General features: G+C 48.4%; 16 protein-coding genes and 1 other annotated feature. Of the genes, 3 read left to right on the plus strand and 13 right to left on the minus strand.

The genetic code is table 11. From position 1 onward, the window contains the following. Nucleotides 1-109: 109 nt before the first annotated feature. Nucleotides 110-1,057, minus strand: a complete 948-nt coding sequence (locus AC1MEO_RS04405) for an MBL fold metallo-hydrolase (RefSeq protein WP_480334593.1) — start codon at nt 1,055-1,057, stop codon at nt 110-112. A gap of 118 nt (nt 1,058-1,175) precedes the next feature. Next, nucleotides 1,176-1,381: a binding site (T-box leader), on the plus strand. Between the two features lie 79 nt (nt 1,382-1,460). Between AC1MEO_RS04405 and proC the strand changes: the two genes are divergently transcribed. Beyond that, entirely contained in the window at nt 1,461-2,234 is a 774-nt protein-coding gene (gene proC / locus AC1MEO_RS04410) for a pyrroline-5-carboxylate reductase (RefSeq protein ID WP_480336025.1), read from the plus strand. Nucleotides 2,235-2,279: 45 nt separating this feature from the next. Further along, nucleotides 2,280-3,296 carry an NADPH dehydrogenase NamA gene (gene namA / locus AC1MEO_RS04415; protein ID WP_480334594.1) on the plus strand — a complete coding sequence of 339 codons (1,017 nt, stop codon included), beginning with the start codon at nt 2,280-2,282 and terminating at the stop codon, nt 3,294-3,296. A gap of 389 nt (nt 3,297-3,685) precedes the next feature. On the opposite strand, the gene rnz is transcribed toward namA, so the two are convergent. The 5 genes from rnz to mce form a co-directional block, all read right to left on the minus strand. Beyond that, the gene (rnz, locus tag AC1MEO_RS04420; protein WP_480334596.1) at nt 3,686-4,645 is read right to left on the minus strand and encodes a ribonuclease Z; all 960 of its coding nucleotides are present in this window, start codon (nt 4,643-4,645) and stop codon (nt 3,686-3,688) included. Nucleotides 4,646-4,652: 7 nt separating this feature from the next. Beyond that, nucleotides 4,653-5,894 carry a DNA polymerase IV gene (locus tag AC1MEO_RS04425; RefSeq protein WP_480334598.1) on the minus strand — a complete coding sequence of 414 codons (1,242 nt, stop codon included), beginning with the start codon at nt 5,892-5,894 and terminating at the stop codon, nt 4,653-4,655. A gap of 91 nt (nt 5,895-5,985) precedes the next feature. Continuing rightward, nucleotides 5,986-7,104 carry a M20/M25/M40 family metallo-hydrolase gene (locus tag AC1MEO_RS04430; protein ID WP_480334599.1) on the minus strand — a complete coding sequence of 373 codons (1,119 nt, stop codon included), beginning with the start codon at nt 7,102-7,104 and terminating at the stop codon, nt 5,986-5,988. Nucleotides 7,105-7,124: 20 nt separating this feature from the next. Further along, nucleotides 7,125-8,666 (minus strand): acyl-CoA carboxylase subunit beta, encoded by a 1,542-nt coding sequence (locus tag AC1MEO_RS04435; protein ID WP_480334600.1) that lies wholly within the window; start codon nt 8,664-8,666, stop codon nt 7,125-7,127. 14 nt (nt 8,667-8,680) lie between these two features. After that, complete coding sequence (mce, locus tag AC1MEO_RS04440; RefSeq protein WP_480334602.1) at nt 8,681-9,079, minus strand: methylmalonyl-CoA epimerase; 399 nt, start codon at nt 9,077-9,079, stop codon at nt 8,681-8,683. Between the two features lie 168 nt (nt 9,080-9,247). On the opposite strand from mce, the gene prli42 reads away from it, so the two are divergent. Beyond that, the gene (gene prli42 / locus AC1MEO_RS04445) at nt 9,248-9,343 is read left to right on the plus strand and encodes a stressosome-associated protein Prli42 (RefSeq protein WP_215101710.1); all 96 of its coding nucleotides are present in this window, start codon (nt 9,248-9,250) and stop codon (nt 9,341-9,343) included. 107 nt (nt 9,344-9,450) lie between these two features. On the opposite strand, the gene AC1MEO_RS04450 is transcribed toward prli42, so the two are convergent. The 7 genes from AC1MEO_RS04450 to AC1MEO_RS04480 form a co-directional block, all read right to left on the minus strand. After that, the gene (locus AC1MEO_RS04450) at nt 9,451-9,714 is read right to left on the minus strand and encodes a hypothetical protein (protein ID WP_480334604.1); all 264 of its coding nucleotides are present in this window, start codon (nt 9,712-9,714) and stop codon (nt 9,451-9,453) included. A gap of 30 nt (nt 9,715-9,744) precedes the next feature. Continuing rightward, the gene (locus tag AC1MEO_RS04455; RefSeq protein WP_480334605.1) at nt 9,745-10,737 is read right to left on the minus strand and encodes an aromatic acid exporter family protein; all 993 of its coding nucleotides are present in this window, start codon (nt 10,735-10,737) and stop codon (nt 9,745-9,747) included. 54 nt (nt 10,738-10,791) lie between these two features. Further along, nucleotides 10,792-11,232, minus strand: a complete 441-nt coding sequence (locus tag AC1MEO_RS04460; protein ID WP_480334606.1) for a BrxA/BrxB family bacilliredoxin — start codon at nt 11,230-11,232, stop codon at nt 10,792-10,794. Between the two features lie 65 nt (nt 11,233-11,297). Further along, nucleotides 11,298-12,365: a methylmalonyl Co-A mutase-associated GTPase MeaB gene (gene meaB, locus AC1MEO_RS04465; RefSeq protein WP_480334607.1), complete on the minus strand. Its 1,068-nt coding sequence runs from the start codon at nt 12,363-12,365 to the stop codon at nt 11,298-11,300. Then, complete coding sequence (scpA, locus tag AC1MEO_RS04470; RefSeq protein ID WP_480334608.1) at nt 12,365-14,512, minus strand: methylmalonyl-CoA mutase; 2,148 nt, start codon at nt 14,510-14,512, stop codon at nt 12,365-12,367. The genes meaB and scpA overlap by 1 nt, the downstream gene beginning before the upstream one ends. Continuing rightward, nucleotides 14,513-16,207, minus strand: a complete 1,695-nt coding sequence (locus AC1MEO_RS04475; protein WP_480334610.1) for a methylmalonyl-CoA mutase family protein — start codon at nt 16,205-16,207, stop codon at nt 14,513-14,515. It abuts the gene before it with no gap. Between the two features lie 99 nt (nt 16,208-16,306). Continuing rightward, on the minus strand, nt 16,307-17,647 hold the full coding sequence (locus AC1MEO_RS04480) for a dihydrolipoamide acetyltransferase family protein (protein WP_480334611.1): 1,341 nt from the start codon (nt 17,645-17,647) through the stop codon (nt 16,307-16,309). Nucleotides 17,648-17,925: the final 278 nt, after the last annotated feature.

Raw genomic sequence — 17,925 nt, forward strand, 5'->3', positions numbered from 1 at the left:
TATGGAATTAATTTTACCTGTTGTGCGGAATAGTTGCAATTATCAGCCTTGCGCACAACCCGCTCCAGCGATAAGCGGAAAAGATCTGCCGATGGATCGGAGCTTCCGTTTATGCCTTACTATAGTAGAAGATGCCATCGTCACCCATCCGTTCGACGATTAACCCGTCTTCCAGGAGGTAGTCGATTTGGCCGATCGTTTCCGACAAAGTAAGCCCCAATTCCTTTTCGTAGGCATGGGCAAACAATTCTTTCGTCAACCCGTAAACCGTGCGTTCTTCGCCGCCGATCATGCGGAGCGCCTTCATGGCCCGCTGATGCTGCTTCGTGAGGCGTGCAGTAATCAGTTCATCAACATTCCGGACTTCTTCCCCGTGTCCGCTGTAGATTACATCCACTGGCATTTTCAACAAGCGGGCCAGTGAAGCATTATACTGAAGCAACGATTTCGGTCGGCCGTGCGACGGATCGAGTGGCGGTTCAATCAGCGGATTGGATGACACTTTCGCTATGACATGGTCACCCCCGATCATTTCATGCGTTTCTTTATTCCAGAAGGACAAATGGCTCTGTGCATGGCCAAGCGTTTCGAGAACTTCCCATTCAGGATGTCCCGGCAGCGTGTCGCCTTCATTGATGGACATGTCCAAAGGGCGGCTGCCCATCAAGTTCAAGGGGCGCTTCATCTTTTTGACCCAGAACTGCAGATCGCCGGGGACCCCTTCTTCCTTTAACCGCTCCAAATAAAACGCATCGTGGTAATCAAAGAAATTCTGGTCCCGGCGCAGCCAAGGATCGTTATATGGATGTCCGTATAATTTTGCATTTTCAAAGCCATCCACCCATCCGGCGTGATCCGGATGATGATGCGTCAGCACGACCTGTTCAATGTCTCCAGGCTCTGCACCAAACTCTTTGAGCCCGGCCTTTATAGCAAGCCAGGCTTCAGGCGTTTTCGGACCAGCATCAATCAAGGTCAGCATATCACCTTTTAATAAGTATGAATTAACGTCTCCAACTGCAAACGGCGTAGGAATAATAATCTTATGTAAAGTCAAAATGCCATCTCCTTTAAAATGAATCACTATTCATCCATCATACATGGAAAATGGGATGCCGTCACTCCTTTACGCCATTTGACAAGAGGCTGATCTATCCACTATAATTTACTAACATATGTGAGCGAAGAAAAAGATCAGTACACAAAGTGAAGGTGTAAAGAGAGTGCCGCTGCAGCTGGGATGCGCACCCCCTCTCCTTTGTGGAACCTGCTTTTGAGCTGCCGTGAAAACACGGCCGTTTGTCCGCGTTATGGATATCGAGTAGTGCCTTTTCGGCAAACTTAGGTGGTACCGCGGAAACAAAGCGTTTTCGTCCTTGTATAAACAGGGATGATTGCGCTTTTTAATTTGAGGAAAGAGAGTGAGTTATATGAAAATCGTATGTGTAGGAGCCGGATCGATGGCAGAGTCCATGATCCACGGATGGATCAATAAGCGAATTATGAAACCGGAAGAAATTTCAGTGATGAACCGGTCAGATCAGGATCGGCTGGAATTTTTGAGCGATGAATATGGAGTTAATATTGTCTGCCAGGACAAAACCGAGTTGAAAGACGCTAATTTCGTCCTGCTGGCGATGAAGCCGAAAGATGTCGAAGCGGCACTCAGCGGCATCAAGGATAAACTGACCGGCAATACCGTCATCTTATCAGTCGCAGCGGGCGTTTCCATCGAAACCATCCAAAAGCATGTGGGGGATTTTCCGGTAGCACGTGCAATGCCGAATACTTCCGCAAAAATCGGCAAGTCGGCTACAGGCGTTGCCTGGAGCAAACATGTGTCGCTTGAGCAGCAGCACGAGCTGCGGAACCTGCTGACTTCAATCGGCAGTGTAACCGTGGTGGAAGAAGAGCAATTGCATGCCGTTACAGGCGTTGCAGGCAGCGGACCTGCGTATATTTATTATTTTGCGGAAGCGATGACCGAAGCAGCTATAGCAAATGGCCTGTCAAATGCGGACGCTAAAAAACTGGTGCGCCAAACCTTTGCCGGCGCAGCCGAAATGCTGCAGCAGGAAGATTTTGCTGAACTGAGAGTTAAAGTGACGAGCCCGAACGGCACCACTGCCGCCGGCCTCAATTCGCTGGAAAAAAATCATTTCAAAGAAATTATCGGGGAATGTGTAACCGAAGCTTCCAAACGCTCCCAGGAACTTGGAAAAGAATTCCGATAAGTTCTTCTGTATAATTGACCGTTATGTATTGAAGGAGGAAATCCAATGGCCAAGCTGTTCGAACCTTATACCATCAAAGGAACCGTTTTAAAAAACCGCATCGTCATGGCGCCGATGTGCATGTACCAAAGTGATCAGGAAGACGGCAAAGTGACCGACTGGCACCGTGTCCACTATCCTACGCGTGCAGTTGGCGGCGTCGGCCTCATCATCACTGAAGCGACAGCTGTTCAGCCCCAGGGCCGCATTTCGGCAAGAGACCTCGGCATTTGGGATGACAGCCACATTGAAGGCCAGGCGGAAATTGTCCGCTTGATGAAACAAAATGGTGCCAAAACCGGAATTCAATTGGCCCATGCCGGAAGAAAAGCCACAGTCGATGGTGAGATCCAATCCGCAAGCCCCATCGCATTCGACAGCAACTATAAAATTCCGAAAGAAATGTCTGCAGCAGAAATCGCCGAAACTGTCGAGGCATTTAAAAACGGAGCCATTCGCGCTAAAAAAGCGGGATTTGATGTCATTGAAATCCACGCGGCACACGGCTACCTGATCAACCAATTCCTGTCGCCTTTAACAAATAAACGCACCGACGAATACGGCGGCAGCCCCGAGAACCGCTACCGTTTATTGGGCCAAGTCATCGATGCCGTCAATAGAGTCTGGGCCGGCCCACTGTTTGTCCGCATCTCTGCGCACGATTACAGTGAAGGCGGCATGACACCGGAACTTTATGTGGAAATGTGCCAATGGATGAAACAGCAAGGCGTTGATTTGATCGATGTCAGCTCGGGTGCTGTCGTCCCTGCACAGATTCCCGTATTCCCAGGCTATCAAGTGCCATTTGCGGAAACCATCAAAAAACAAACACCGATAGCAACGGGAGCGGTCGGCTTGATCACCAGCCCCTTGCATGCTGAGGAAATCCTCCAAAATGATCGTGCGGATTTGGTCTTCCTTGCCCGTGAATTGCTTCGCGACCCTTATTGGGCATATTCAGCGGCAAAAGAGCTTCACGCTGATATAACAGCTCCAGCGCCGTATAAACGCGGGTGGATATAAGGCGGTTGCAAAATGCTTCAGATTTAGTATACTAAAGGTAACGTAAAAAAACCGAATGCGTGAGCATTCGGCCAGCTGTATGCCGCCGCGAGAGCGGTTGGCTGGAATACAGGCTTAAAAAATAACCGTCATTCCACGCCACATGGGACGGTTATTTTTTTTTGTTTATGACCAAAATCATGGAAACGACGAGTGTCAAAGCGCTGATCGTTAACCCGATACTCGTAAAGACGAGACCGAATGATTCTGTGATGGTCATGCTACCACCCCCTTTCCTGGGGAATGGCCAAACCGCCCTCATACAGCTGTACCTTTATTTTATCACAAAAAGAACGTATGTTCTATTATTTCCATAAATTATTTTAACATTTACTAAAAAAAGCCATCTTTTAAGGATGGCTTACCTGTTTTTTCCTGATTTTTTTATCCTGCTGCAGCCACTCTAACTCCAAGAAATCATGGGCGATCCAGCCGCGCGGGTGGATCTCCTTCATCTGCTTCAGCAGCAGCTTATCGTCTTCCGGCAGAAAACGCGCGCTGATATGATTCATGATCAAGGTTTTGGCACCGGCTGAACGAGCTGTTTCCGCCGCTTCATAGACGGTGGAATGGCCATATTCTGCCGCCATTTTTTTAGCGGTTCCATCAAATGTCGCTTCGTGCACCAGCACATCTGCGCCGCGCCCTAATTCTATAGCCGCCTCACAAAAGCGGGTATCGCCTAAAATCGTGACGATGAATCCCGGCTCTTCCGGTTCTGTAACATCGCCACTCCGGACCAACTGACCCATTGTGGTTTCGACATCTTCCCCGTTCTTCAGCTTTGCCAGCAGCGGGCCTTTCGGGACACCGAGCGCCAGTGCTTTATTGATCAGCAATTTTGGCGGCAATGGCTTTTGGGTGATGCGGAAGCCGTACGACGGGATTACATGATCCAGCAGTCGGGTCTCTACGGTCATCAACTCGTCGTCAAACACCACACCATCCGTCAGTTCACGGTAGATGATCGGATACGTCAAATGGGTGCGGCTGAGCGATATGGTCATTTCAATAAATTCTTTGATTCCTGCTGGACCGTAAATTTCGAGAGGCTCATCCCCTCCCTGGAACGATCGGGAGCCAAGCAGGCCGGGCAAACCGAAAATATGGTCACCATGCATATGCGTAATGAAAATCTTTTCGATTTTCCGCGGTTTTACCGTTGTATGGAGAATTTGATGCTGCGTCGCTTCACCGCAATCAAACAACCACACCGTCCCCCGCTCTTCAAGCAATTTCAGTACCAGTGCCGAAGTATTGCGTTGCTTTGATGGCATACCAGCCCCGGTGCCAAGAAATAATAACTGCATATTTTCCCTACTTTCTCTCGTGGTCATGATCATCCAAAAAATCTTTGCTGAAACTTGTCTTGGAATCGTAGTTCGTTTTTTTGATTTTGGTTCCCCGTGACAGGACGCTTTTGCCGAAGCGGGTCTCCAGCTTGGCCATCAAATCCAGAATCGGTTCTTCTTTGGCATGTTCCTGAAAATTGAAGATCGACAATTGTTCGGTCATATCCCCTTTACCTGCAACATTCGATACGGTAACGCCGATCAGCCGCAAAGCTTCACCATTCCAATGCCGCGTGAATAATTGCCAGGCATTCCGGTGAATATCATCCGCTTTCCATACCGTATTGTTCAAGGTGACACTGCGGGTCCTGTTTTTCCAGTCAGAGCTGCGGGTCTGGATGCTGACTGTCGAACCCGCCAATTCTTTCGCTTCCAGCCGGTTAGCCACTTTTTCGCTGAGCTGGCGAAACAAAGCTTTCAGGTTCTGTTCGTCCGTCTCGTCCACCGGCAAGGTAGTGGACGTGCCGACACTCTTGGTATCGTAGATCGAATCCGGATCCACCAGCCGGTCGTCCAAGCCATTTGCCCGCAAACGCAGCCGGACTCCATTTTTGCCCATCTTTTCCTTGATCAGCCCTTCATTCGCTGTCGCCAAATCCCCGATGGTTTCGATTTTCAAACTTTTTAATCTGGCTGCGGTACTTTCGCCGATGCCGTGCATATCGATCACCGGTTTTGGCCACAGCAAAGCCTGGATGTCCCGTTTCCGCAGAACGGTTACGCCCATGGGCTTTTTCATGTCGGAAGCTGTTTTTGCAAGAAATTTATTGGGGGCGATGCCAATCGAACAAGGCAGATCCAACTCAGCAAGCAGCCGCTGCTGGATTTCGTCTGCAATCTCCAGTGCGTGGCGCTGCTCTGTCAATTCTGTGACATCCACATAGCCTTCATCGATCGATACCGGTTCCACCTGATCAGTGTAGGAACGCAAAATTTCAAACATCGCTTTGGAGGCTGTCCGGTAGCGTTCGAAATTCGGCGGCAAGAGCAGGAGCTCAGGATATTTCCGCTTGGCTTCATGCACCTGCATCGTCGTATAGATGCCGTGCGCCCGGGCTTCGTAGGAACAAGTGACGATGATGCCTTTTCGCTCTTTTGGATTTCCGGCAATAGCAATCGCTTTCCCTTTCAATTCGGGATTATGCGATTGCTCGACAGAGGCATAAAAACTATTCATATCAATATGAAAAATAACTCGGCTCGCCATGACAATCGCTCTACTTTCCGTTTTCTTTCAGTGTATCAAAAAAAGAGAGAACATACATCCTGTCCTCTCTTTTTCGCTAAGCTTCCATTATTCAGTTAAGGGTTGATTCTTTGACAATTTCAACCAGCAGCTCGGCTAACTTTTCAAGTTCCTCGATCGGCATGCGTTCATTTTTTGTATGGATTTCTTCATATCCGACACAAAGGTTGACGGTCGGGATGCCGAAGCCATTAAAGATATTGGCGTCACTGCCGCCGCCGCTTGTCAAAACTGGTGAAGGGCGGCCAATTTTGGCTGCTGCCTTTTGCGCAATCTCCACAACAGGGTCCATATCATCAAAATGGAAGCCTGGGTACATCAACTTGACTTCTGTTTCTGCACGTCCCCCAAGGTTTTCCGCTGCCTGTTTAAAGACGGACTCCATATGAGTGGTCTGTGCCGCCAGCTTATCTTCACTGATTGATCGCGCTTCCGACAAAATATTGACTTCGTCACAAACGATGTTGGTGGCGCCTCCACCTTCAAAATGACCGATATTGGCCGTTGTTTCTTCATCAATGCGGCCAAGCGTCATTTTAGCGATGGCTTTTGCGGCGATGGTGATGGCCGAAATGCCTTTTTCTGGCGCTACACCGGCATGTGCGGTTTTGCCATGGATGGTGGTCCATAATTTTGCCTGGTTCGGAGCTGCCGTAACAATTCCGCCGACTTTTCCGTCGCTGTCTACAGCATAGCCATATTTCGCGATTAATAGGGAAGAATCCAGTTCTTTAGCGCCGACCAGTCCGCTTTCTTCTCCAGCCGTAATCACCAATTGGATATCACCATGGTCGATCTGCTGTTCTTGAAGCACACGGATCATTTCGAACAAAGCGGCAATTCCCGCTTTGTCGTCAGCACCCAGGATCGTCGTACCGTCTGAATAGACATAGCCATCACGGATTTCGGGTTTGACGCCGACTCCTGGAGTGACCGTATCCATATGGACGGTAAAATAAATAGCTGGAACTTCACTCAAGCTTCCGCGCAGCGTGGCAATGATATTGCCCGCTCCATGGCCAGTAACGGCGGCCGACTCATCAATCAGGACATGGAAACCCATCGCTTCCAATTTGGTCTGCAGTATAACGGCGATTTCGCCTTCGTGTTTGGTTTCGGAATCGATTTGAAGCAATTCCAGAAATTCGTTCATCAGTCTTTCGTTAGTCATCTAATGCACCTCTTCTATAATTAAAGCGGCATATTGCCGTGTTTTTTTGCAGGTCGTGTATCTTTTTTGTTGCGCATCATTTCCAATGCCTGAATCAGTTTGATGCGTGTTTCACGCGGATCGATGACGTCATCGACCATGCCGCGGGCAGCAGCGACGTATGGATTAGCAAATTTCACGCGGTATTCCTCAATTTTCGCTGCACGGGTTTCTTCCGGATTATCGCTTGCGGCAATTTCGCGGGCGAAAATGATATTGGCTGCACCATTCGGCCCCATAACGGCGATTTCTGCATTTGGCCATGAATACACCAGATCGGCGCCGATGGATTTGGAATTGAGCGCCACATAAGCACCACCATAAGCTTTTCGCAAAATGACAGTCATTTTAGGGACTGTCGCTTCCGAATAGGCATACAGAATCTTCGCGCCGTGGCGGATGATGCCGCCATGCTCCTGTTTGATGCCTGGGAAAAATCCGGTGACATCTTCAAACGTAATCAATGGAATATTGAACGAATCACAGAAACGGATAAAGCGCGCTGCCTTATCGGAAGAATCGATGTCAAGCCCGCCTGCCATAACTTTGGGCTGGTTGCAGACAAGTCCGACGGTTTCTCCTTTGATGCGGCCAAGTCCGATGACGATGTTGCGGGCAAACTCCGGCTGAACTTCCATAAAGCTGTCTTTATCGACTACTTGTTCAACCACTTTCCGAACATCATACGGGCGGATCGCTTCATAGGGCACGACATCAGCCAAGTCCGGACGGTAATCGTCGTCGTCTCCCCCATCAAGGCGAGGCGGCATTTCCGTATTATTTTGTGGCAGATAGCTGATCAGCTGGCGTACCATTTCCAGTACTTTCTGTTCTGAATCGCCGCGGAAATGGGCATTCCCGCTAATTGCTGTATGTACTCTCGATCCCCCGAGATCCTCAGAGGAAATTTTTTCGCCTGTTACAGTTTCAATAACTTTAGGTCCGGTGATAAACATTTGGCTCGTTTTGTCGACCATGAACACAAAGTCGGTAATAGCCGGTGAATAAACCGCTCCGCCTGCAGAAGGACCCATGATGACAGAAATCTGCGGGATGACCCCGGAATAGATGGAATTTCGGTAAAAAATCTGGCCATAGCCATCCAAAGACAAGACGCCTTCCTGGATGCGTGCACCGCCTGAATCGTTCAATCCGATGAATGGTGCACCATTGCGCGCGGCCAAATCCATGACATTGGCAATTTTCTTTGCATGCATTTCACCCAAGGCTCCACCGAAAACCGTGAAATCTTGTGAAAACAAGTAAATAGGTCTGCCATTGACTTTGCCGTATCCTGTGACAACTCCTTCACCAGGACCTTTCGCCATGCCGAAATCCGTAGTGCGATGTTCAACAAATGGGCTCAGTTCAACAAACGATCCCTCATCAAGCAATAAATCAATGCGTTCACGTGCGGTCAACTTGCCTTTTTCATGCTGTTTGGCAATACGTTCTTCGCCGCCCCCAAGTTCAATTTCACGTTTGCGGTCATACAATTCATTGATTCTTTCGTAAATATCCATTGTCCCACTCCCAATCACTCTTTTTCACAAAGTTCGTATAATACCCCATTCGAAGATTTTGGATGCAAAAATGCCACCATGGCTCCACCGGCTCCTGGATTCGGCTTGTCGCTCAGCAAGCGTACGCCGTTTTCACGCAGTTCTTCCATACGCTGTTCGATGTCGACCACTCCGAACGCAATATGATGGATGCCTTCGCCTTTTTTCTCCAGAAACTTAAAGATGGCACTTTGTTCATCCATCGGCTCCAGCAATTCCAGTTTGACGTTGCCGGCATCGATAAATGCGACACGCACTTTCTGGGTTTCCACTTCTTCAATTTTCATCAGTGGCAGCCCGAGTGTATCCGTGTAATAAGGAAGGACAGCATTCAGATCCCTCACAGCAATTCCGATATGATCTACTTTCTTCATCCTATTTTCACTTCCTTTATTGGCTTCTCTCTTATTGTACAGATTCAGCATCAAAAACTCTAGGCTGTTAGCGAATATTATGAATTCAATATGCGCCTCCCTTCTACTTCGAGCAGAAATATGGTATGATTTAGTCAACGATTTGATTGATAAAGGAGTTTACCACTAATGAGAAACGCGGCTTTCCGCAAGTTCATCGTCTACACCATGATCGGCATCATGCTGCTGTCAAGCTTACTGATGGGCTTGAGCTTTGTAATTTAATCGAATAGGCAAAAGACAGCAGGAGCGGTTGCGCTCCTGCTGTCTTTTTTGTTTGAGGCAGTATTACTCTCTACACAAATGCTTGCCGGAGGGCCGCAGGATGCGGATCATGTAAACGTTGCGACGGGAAGCCGCGTTTGTAGCTTACGTTCCTTTAAACAGGCGCTTCCGCTTTTCTCGTTGTCCAGCTCCAGCAGCCAGCTCTTTGGGTCATAAGCCATCCCGGCTGTGCGGCAGAAAAACGCCGCTTCGCCGGTTTGTCTTATGCCCGTCAGAGCTAAACGGCTGCTTCCGCTTTTCTCATTGTCCAGACTCCAGCAGCCAATCCCTCGAGTCGCTTCAGCTTTCCCGGCAATGGCAAAGAACGCCATTACCAGTAAAGCTTCCAGCGCTTGTCGGGACTAAACGGCTGCTTCCGCTTTTCTTGTATGAAAGCCCTTATAGGATTGCTTGATTTCTAAATAGGTTTCCATTTCGTGGATGACCTGGTACAGTTCGGCCATTGCGAGAAACTTTTCATGGCGATCAGGCAATGGCAAGGCAGCGAAGTTTTCTTTGACTTTATCCAATTTTGAAATATACCGATATGCGGTATTGCCCGAGTGGACATGTTCAGATAAATCCTCCAAAAAATCGGCGACGAGATCTGTTTGGTCAACGATAACCGGAAGCGCAGTGATTTTCGGCAAAATGCGTTCAATGATCTCAAGCTGCTGTTCCCGCATTTCAAAATAATGATAATACTTGTTTTCGTGGCGGGTGATGTGGTTTTCAACGTCCTGATAGGCGAGCGCTTTCGCTTTTTCCAGTAATTTTCTGGCTTCCATCAATTCCTTGCCGCTCCAACCTGATTCCCCTTCGCGCAGATAAACCACAATTTCACGAAAAATAGAGGCATACAGATTTTCAATTTCGAACCGGTAATTGTCCATTTTTTTCTCGATGCTCGGCATATACATATTGACGGCAAGCGCCGTACCAAAACCAACCAGCATTAAAATCAATTCATTGGTCAACAAAGCAAAATCAAGGTTTTTTGCATCGTAAAGATGAAGCAGGATGACCGAACTCGATACGAACCCATCCTGGAAACGCAAGGTTACCAATAATGGAATAAAGAGGACGATGAGGATACCGATCATGATTGGGTGGTAAGCGATTCCTTCAAAAAAGATAAAAGCGTATAAAATACCGATCAAACTGGCAATAAAACGTGAAAAAGCTGCCCGAATCGATTTTTTCTTAGTCGGTTGTATGCATAAGATGGTTAGGATTCCGGCAGACACATAATAATCGAGCTGCAGCAATTGAGCCAGGTAAATGGCGATTGCGACACCCAATGCCGTTTTCATCGTGCGGTAACCAATTGAGTAAGGCTTTAAATTCAGCTTCATTGTCTCCTCCAAATTTCGGCATGAAAAAAATGCCCCCATAAGAGGCATTTTTCCTTAAACTTCGTCGCAATGCTGTTCAAAAATTTCTTGAATGTGCGTAATGACAGACATTGGATCATGGCCTTCAATTTCATGGCGACCAATTTCATCAACCATTTTTCCATCTTTTAAAAAGACGAATGACGGGGAAGATGGCAGGTGATCATCACCAAAAATTGCACGTGCCTGAGCAGTCGCTTCTTTATCCTGTCCAGCAAATACCGTATACAGGTTGTCCGGGCGTTTGTCATAATGGATGGAATGTAGAGCGGCTGGGCGTGCAATGCCGCCTGCACATCCACATACAGAATTGACCATGACAAGGCTTGTTCCTTTTTGTGAAAATGCTTCATTTACTGCTTCAGCTGATTCCAGCTGTGTATATCCACCATCAATCAATTCCTGGCGGGCCTGTGTAGTTATATCGTTCATCAGAAAGTTAAAATCCATGCTCATCAACTATCACTCCTTATTCTTGCTATCCTAATCATAGCAGGTGTTTCACGGACTTGCAAAAAAGCTTACTCAAAAAGCCGGACGATTGCCTGGGCTACAGTCAATTCGTCATCAAGCACCTGTTTTTCCAAGGTTTTGACCAATTGCCGCCGCTGTGCATCGTCAAAAAAGCGGCTGTGCAGTTCATCGGTAATCATTGAACGGAACCAATCCTTGGTCTGTTCCTGGCGGCGTTTTTTCCAATAACCGCTGTTTTTTACTGCAGTTTCGAATTCCTGCACCATTTCCCAAACTTCCGGAATGCCGGTATCTTCTAAAGAAGAAGCGGCAATCGGACGAGTGGTCCAGTTGTCGGTTGCCGGCTGCAAAAAATGCAGCATCTGTTTGTATTCCGCAACTGTTTTTTTCGCCAGACGCGCATTTTCTCCGTCCGCTTTATGGACGACGATGGCATCCGCCAATTCCAGGATGCCTTTTTTCATGCCCTGCAATTCATCTCCGGCACCGGTCAACACCAGCAGCAGGAACATATCAACCATGCCACGGACCAATGTTTCACTTTGGCCGACACCGACTGTTTCCACTAGAATGACATCGTATCCCGCCGCTTCACACAGCAGCATCGTTTCGCGCGTCTTTTTATGGACGCCACCAAGTGTGCCGGCAGTAGGTGAGGGACGGATAAACGCTTTCGGATTGCGGGCCAGCTGTTCCATCCGGGTCTTATCCCCGAGAATGCTGCCTCCGGTAAGCGACGAACTCGGATCGATCGCAAGTACAGCAACCCGGTGCCCGAGTCCGGTCAGCATTTCCCCGAACGTTTCGATAAAGGTGCTTTTGCCTGCCCCCGGAACGCCGGTAATGCCGAGGCGGATGCTGTCACCTGTAAATGGCAGCAACCGGTTGAGCAATTCTTGGCCATTTTGCTTGTGTTCAGGATTTGAACTTTCCAACAAGGTGATCGCTTTTCCCAGATACAGGCGCGATCCACTCCGAACGCCTTCTGCAATGGTTTCGATATCCAAAGTTTCAGCAGCCGGCTTCTTGAATTTTTTCCGTGGCAAAGCCTTCATGCCATCATGTGCCGCGTGGACGCCATCCATGACACGCCTGGAATTCTTTTCTTGGCTCATCAGTCTGCCACTTCCTCATATCCAAGACGCACATAGATTTCTTCAATGACTTTCTGTGCCGCTACCGGAATCACCGTTCCAGGACCGAAAATTGCGCTGGCCCCGTTATTGCGGAGGAATTCATAATCCTGCGCTGGAATCACTCCACCGACAACGATCAAAATGTCTTCACGGCCAATTTTTGTAAGTTCTGCCTTCAAATCCGGCACCAAAGTCATATGGCCTGCTGCAAGAGAGCTGACACCAATCACATGGACATCATTTTCCGCTGCCTGTTGAGCAGTTTCTGCAGGCGTCTGGAACAATGGCCCGATATCAACGTCAAAGCCCAGATCGGCAAATGCTGTAGCAATAACTTTCGCACCGCGGTCATGTCCGTCCTGTCCCATTTTCGCAATCAGGATACGCGGACGGCGCCCTTCGTTTTCAATGAAATCTTCCGTCATTTCCTTGACGATTTCCATTTCCTGCTGGTTTGAGAAGTTCGAACTATAGACTCCGCTCACTGAACGAATCACCGCCTTATGTCTTCCGGATGCTTTCTCGATGGCATCGGAGATTTCACCAAGTGACGCACGGTGCCGCGCTGCTTCTATGGCACAAGCCAAAATATTATCTTCACCGCTTTGTGCAGCTTTAGCCAATCTTTCCAGTGCAGCTTCCACTTTTCCGCTGTCGCGTTCGGCTTTCATACGGTCCAACCGTTCAATTTGTGTTTTTCGGACCATTGTATTATCGATATTCAGGATATCGATCGGATCTTCCTGATCAAGACGATAGCGGTTAACCCCGATGATCACTTCTTCATTGGAATCGATTTGTGCCTGCTTTTTCGCGGCAGCTTCCTCGATGCGCATTTTCGGCAAACCGGTTTCAATGGCTTTTGCCATGCCGCCCAGTTCTTCGACTTCTTCAATCAAATCCCATGCTTTTTCCATCAATTCCTTGGTCAGCGATTCCACGTAATACGAACCGCCCCACGGATCGATGACATTGGTCATCATGGTTTCTTCCTGAAGGAATAATTGCGTATTGCGGGCAATGCGTGCCGAAAAATCTGTCGGCAATGCGATCGCTTCGTCAAGTGCGTTGGTATGGAGCGACTGCGTATGGCCCATGGCCGCTGCATTCGCTTCAATCAATGTACGGGTGACGTTATTGAACGGATCCTGCTCGGTAAGACTCCAGCCTGAGGTTTGGGAATGTGTCCGCAGCGCCAACGCCTTATCGTTTTTCGGATCGAAGGTTTTCATCATTTTCGCCCAGATTTCACGGCCTGCACGCATTTTAGCGACTTCCATGAAATAATTCATTCCGATGCCCCAAAAGAAGGACAAGCGCGGTGCAAAATGATCGATATCAATGCCAGCGGCCAGTCCCGTTCGGACATACTCAAGCCCATCTGCCAGCGTATAGGCCAATTCCAGATCCGCTGTCGCTCCAGCTTCCTGGATGTGGTAGCCGGAAATGGAAATGGAATTGAATTTCGGCATATGGTCGGAAGTGTATTTAAAGATATCGGCAATGATCTGCATTGACATGGCCGGCGGATAGATATACGTATTGCGGACCATGTATTCTTTCAAAATATCGTTTTGGATCGTGCCGGCTAATTGGTCAGGAGCAACGCCCTGCTCTTCGGCCGCTACGATAAAGAAGGCCATAATCGGCACAACTGCCCCATTCATCGTCATGGAAACTGACATCTGATCTAAAGGAATGCCGTCGAACAGGATTTTCATGTCTTCAACGCTGTCAATGGCAACCCCGGCTTTACCTACGTCCCCGACCACACGCTCATGATCCGAGTCGTACCCCCGGTGTGTTGCCAGGTCAAAGGCAACGGACAAGCCTTTTTGCCCCATCGCTAAATTGCGGCGGTAAAAGGCATTGCTTTCTTCTGCTGTCGAAAATCCGGCATACTGGCGCACAGTCCATGGACGCGAAACGTACATCGTCGGATAGGGTCCGCGGACATTGGGCGCGAATCCAGGCATGCTTTCTTCAAGGAATTCGGTGTCCTGCTCTGTATAAATCGGCTTAATGTCGATGCCTTCATTTGTGGTAAAGGCACTTTGCTGTGCAACGGTTTGAGAAGCCTGCGCTAACTCATCGAGCGTGACTTTGGAAAAATCGGGTTTAGCCATTTATAGCGCCTCCTTTCCTAGAGCAAGAATTTTCTCGAGTTTCGATGTGATATGTTTTCCGGAATACAAGCTGTCGGCTATGCCGAAGCTTGCCCATTCTGAAAGTTGTTCTTTCGGGTATTTGCCTGCAAGATCGATGCTGGCTTGAGTGTTCAACCCCGGAACAATAGCTCCAACTGCTTCTTTCGATCCACATAACACAGCGTAATCAATGTTTTCCTGATCCAGGAATTGATTGATTTCTTCGGCAGTCGCCAAATGAGAGCTGACCAGTGGTTCAATTCCGCCAACTGCCAGGAAACCGGAGACGAAATCAGCTTGGGCTTTTATTTTCTTCAAAGGCTCGACCAAAATGATTGCTGATTTCAAGCTTGTCACTCTGCTTTGCGCGCGAAGACTTTCAAAAGGCGTTGCTAATCGTTTTGCGGTCATGTACTCCAGATGGCCATCGTCGATTTTCGCATCTTTCACCGGTTCCTGTGGATTGGCATAGATATTGGTCCCGATCAATGATTGTTTGCGCGTCGCTACATTTTCTTTCCGTTCAATCCATTTCGCCTGAATATCATCAGTCAGCCATCCTGTTTTGATGACCTCAGAATATCCTCCTGCTTCTTCGATTTCCAGAAAATAATTCCATGCAGCTTCCACGTACTCTTTAGTCAAGGTTTCAATATAATAAGAGCCCGCTGCCGGATCGATGACATGGGAGACATGCGCTTCTTCTTTGATGACCAGCTGCACATTACGGGCAATGCGCCGGCTTGACAGGTCAGGTTCCGTCAAAAAGTCATGCGGATGGACGGTATGCGCATCCGTTCCTCCAAGAACTGCCGCGAAGGTTGAATTCCCAGCACGCAATAAATTCACATAAGGATCCAGTTTTGAATAAGAGCGGACGGAGGTTTCCGTAAACAATGGAATTGTCGGCGCTTCTTTTCCGTAAGCAGAACTAAAGGCCTGCCATAATACGCGGAATGCACGAAGCTTCGCGATTTCCTGGAAAAACTGAGTATCTACCGCAAAACGGATCCATGTTTTTTTAACGGTTTCTGCAAAATCAGCATCCTCTATTCTTTCTGACAGAATACTGAGCGCAACTCCCAGTTCGTGCACTGCCGTTCCTCCTGCATGATGAATGGGTATGGTATCCACCAAGTGAGTACGGACATTTTCCGGTGCCTCGACGGCTTCCTCAGAAAAGATGACGCCTTGAACCTGCAAAAGCTGATCTGCAGATACAAAATCGAAAACCCGCAGAATGTCGTGGTCGTCACCCGTCAACTTAAAATAAAGAGGATACTGGACAATCATTTCCGCCAATTCAGCCAATTGCTCATCCGTCCATTCAAACTTACGGAATCCTGTATAGACAACGGTTTCATTGCCGCGAAGAATATCGTCTTTCATCAACACCAGATACTCCTGTGCTGAATCCGCCGTCACTTCTTGGGAAACAAGCCAACTTGGCTGATGCTTGCCGTGCTGGATGGCGGCTACTTGTGCCGGAATGTAACTGCCTAATTGATCAAGCATTTCTTTAGTGTACAAGGGTTCTAATGTCACATCTTCAATAGTCGGTGTTTTCAAGGTTTCTTCGAACGGCTTGCCTTTAATCGCTTTTTCAGCTGCCTGCTGCCATTCACTGTATGTATGCGTTGGAAATTGTGTGTTTTTCATCGACTCAATTGTCAAACTATTCCCTCCTTAAAGGCTATCTGTATTCATTTTACCCGACTGGGCACCGACATTAAAGGAAAAAAAAAGCTGGAAGTCCGAAGACTCCAGCTTTTCTTAATAAACAGACGTATTTTCTTTTGACATATTCTCTAAAATTTCTTTGACGCGCGCCAGGAATTGGCCACATACAAGTCCGTCAAGTACACGGTGATCAAGTGATAAGCAAAGGTTGACCATATCGCGCGCTGCAATCATTCCGTTGTCCATGATGACCGCACGCTTAACGATCGACTCCACCTGCATGATGGCTGCCTGAGGATGATTGATGATGCCCATCGACTGGATAGAACCAAATGAACCTGTGTTGTTGACCGTAAACGTTCCGCCCTGCATATCGGCGGATTTCAATTTGCCTGAACGCGCTTTGAGCGCCAGTTCATTGACTTCCTTGCCGATGCCTTTGACCGATTTTTCATCCGAATTCTTGATGACCGGAACAAACAAGGCGTTGTCTGAAGCGACAGCGATGGAAATATTGATGTCTTTTTTCTGGATGATTTTATCTCCAGCCCACATCGAATTCATCATCGGGAATTCTTTCAAAGCTTGTGAAACAGCTTTGACGAAGAAAGCGAAATAGGTGATATTGAATCCTTCTTTTTTCTTGAATTCACCTTTGATGGAATCACGGTATTGAACCAGGTTGGTGACATCCACTTCGATCATCATCCAGGCATGCGGAGCTTCGTGTATACTCTTCAGCATATTGGCAGCAATCGCTTTGCGGACACCCGTCACTGGAATTTCAATATCTCCAGGTGCACTTTCAATCGGCGCAGCAGCAGCTTTCGGCGCTTCCTGTACAGGTGCTGTTTGCGTTGCCGGCTGTTCGGTTTGTAGAGTCTGCGTTTGAGCTGCAGGGGCATCTCCCGCTTTCGGGATATTGCCGCTGTCGATCAACGACATCAAATCTTTGCGTGTGATGCGCCCTTCGTTTCCTGAGCCTTCCACCTGCGCCAAATCGATATCGTTATCCTGAGCTAGACGGAGTACAGCTGGTGAATAGCGGCCTTTTGATCCAGATGGCTTCACGGGCTGGGAAGATCCTTTTGTCCCCTCCAGCTTGTCAGTCGGCTTCGCGCCGGCTGCCGGCATTTCAGTCGCTTTGTCTCCACTGGCCGGTTTTGCTTCCTCTACAGGTGCAGCATCGCCGCCTTCAGTTTCGATGGTGCAGACGATTTCGCCGACCGCCAAAGTTTCGCCTTCTGCAGCGACCAGTTCTTTGATGGTTCCAGTAAATGATGAAGGTACTTCAGCAGTCACTTTATCTGTATTGACTTCCGCTAGCGGATCGTATTTATTCACATGATCACCTGGCTGGACGAGCCATTTTTCAATGGTGCCTTCTGTTACGCTTTCGCCCAGCTGGGGCATTCTGATGTTTTCAATAGCCAAGGGAATTCCTCCTTTACTTGATGGTATCTGTTTGTTCTATAGGAGCGTTTTTGCCGGGCAGAGCTACATGGGCACCTCTGCTTTTCTCATTGTCCAGCTTCAGCGGCCTGCTCCTCGGGTCGTAAGCCACTCCGGCTATGCGGCTGAAAACACGCCACTTCGCCGGTTTGTCTTACGCCTATCGGAGCAAAACGGCCGCTTACGCTTTTCTCGTTGTCCAGCTCCAGCAGCCAGTCCCTCGAGTCGCTTCAGCTTTCCCGGCAATGGCAAAGAACGCC

Source organism: Planococcus sp. BI3, assembly GCF_056680115.1.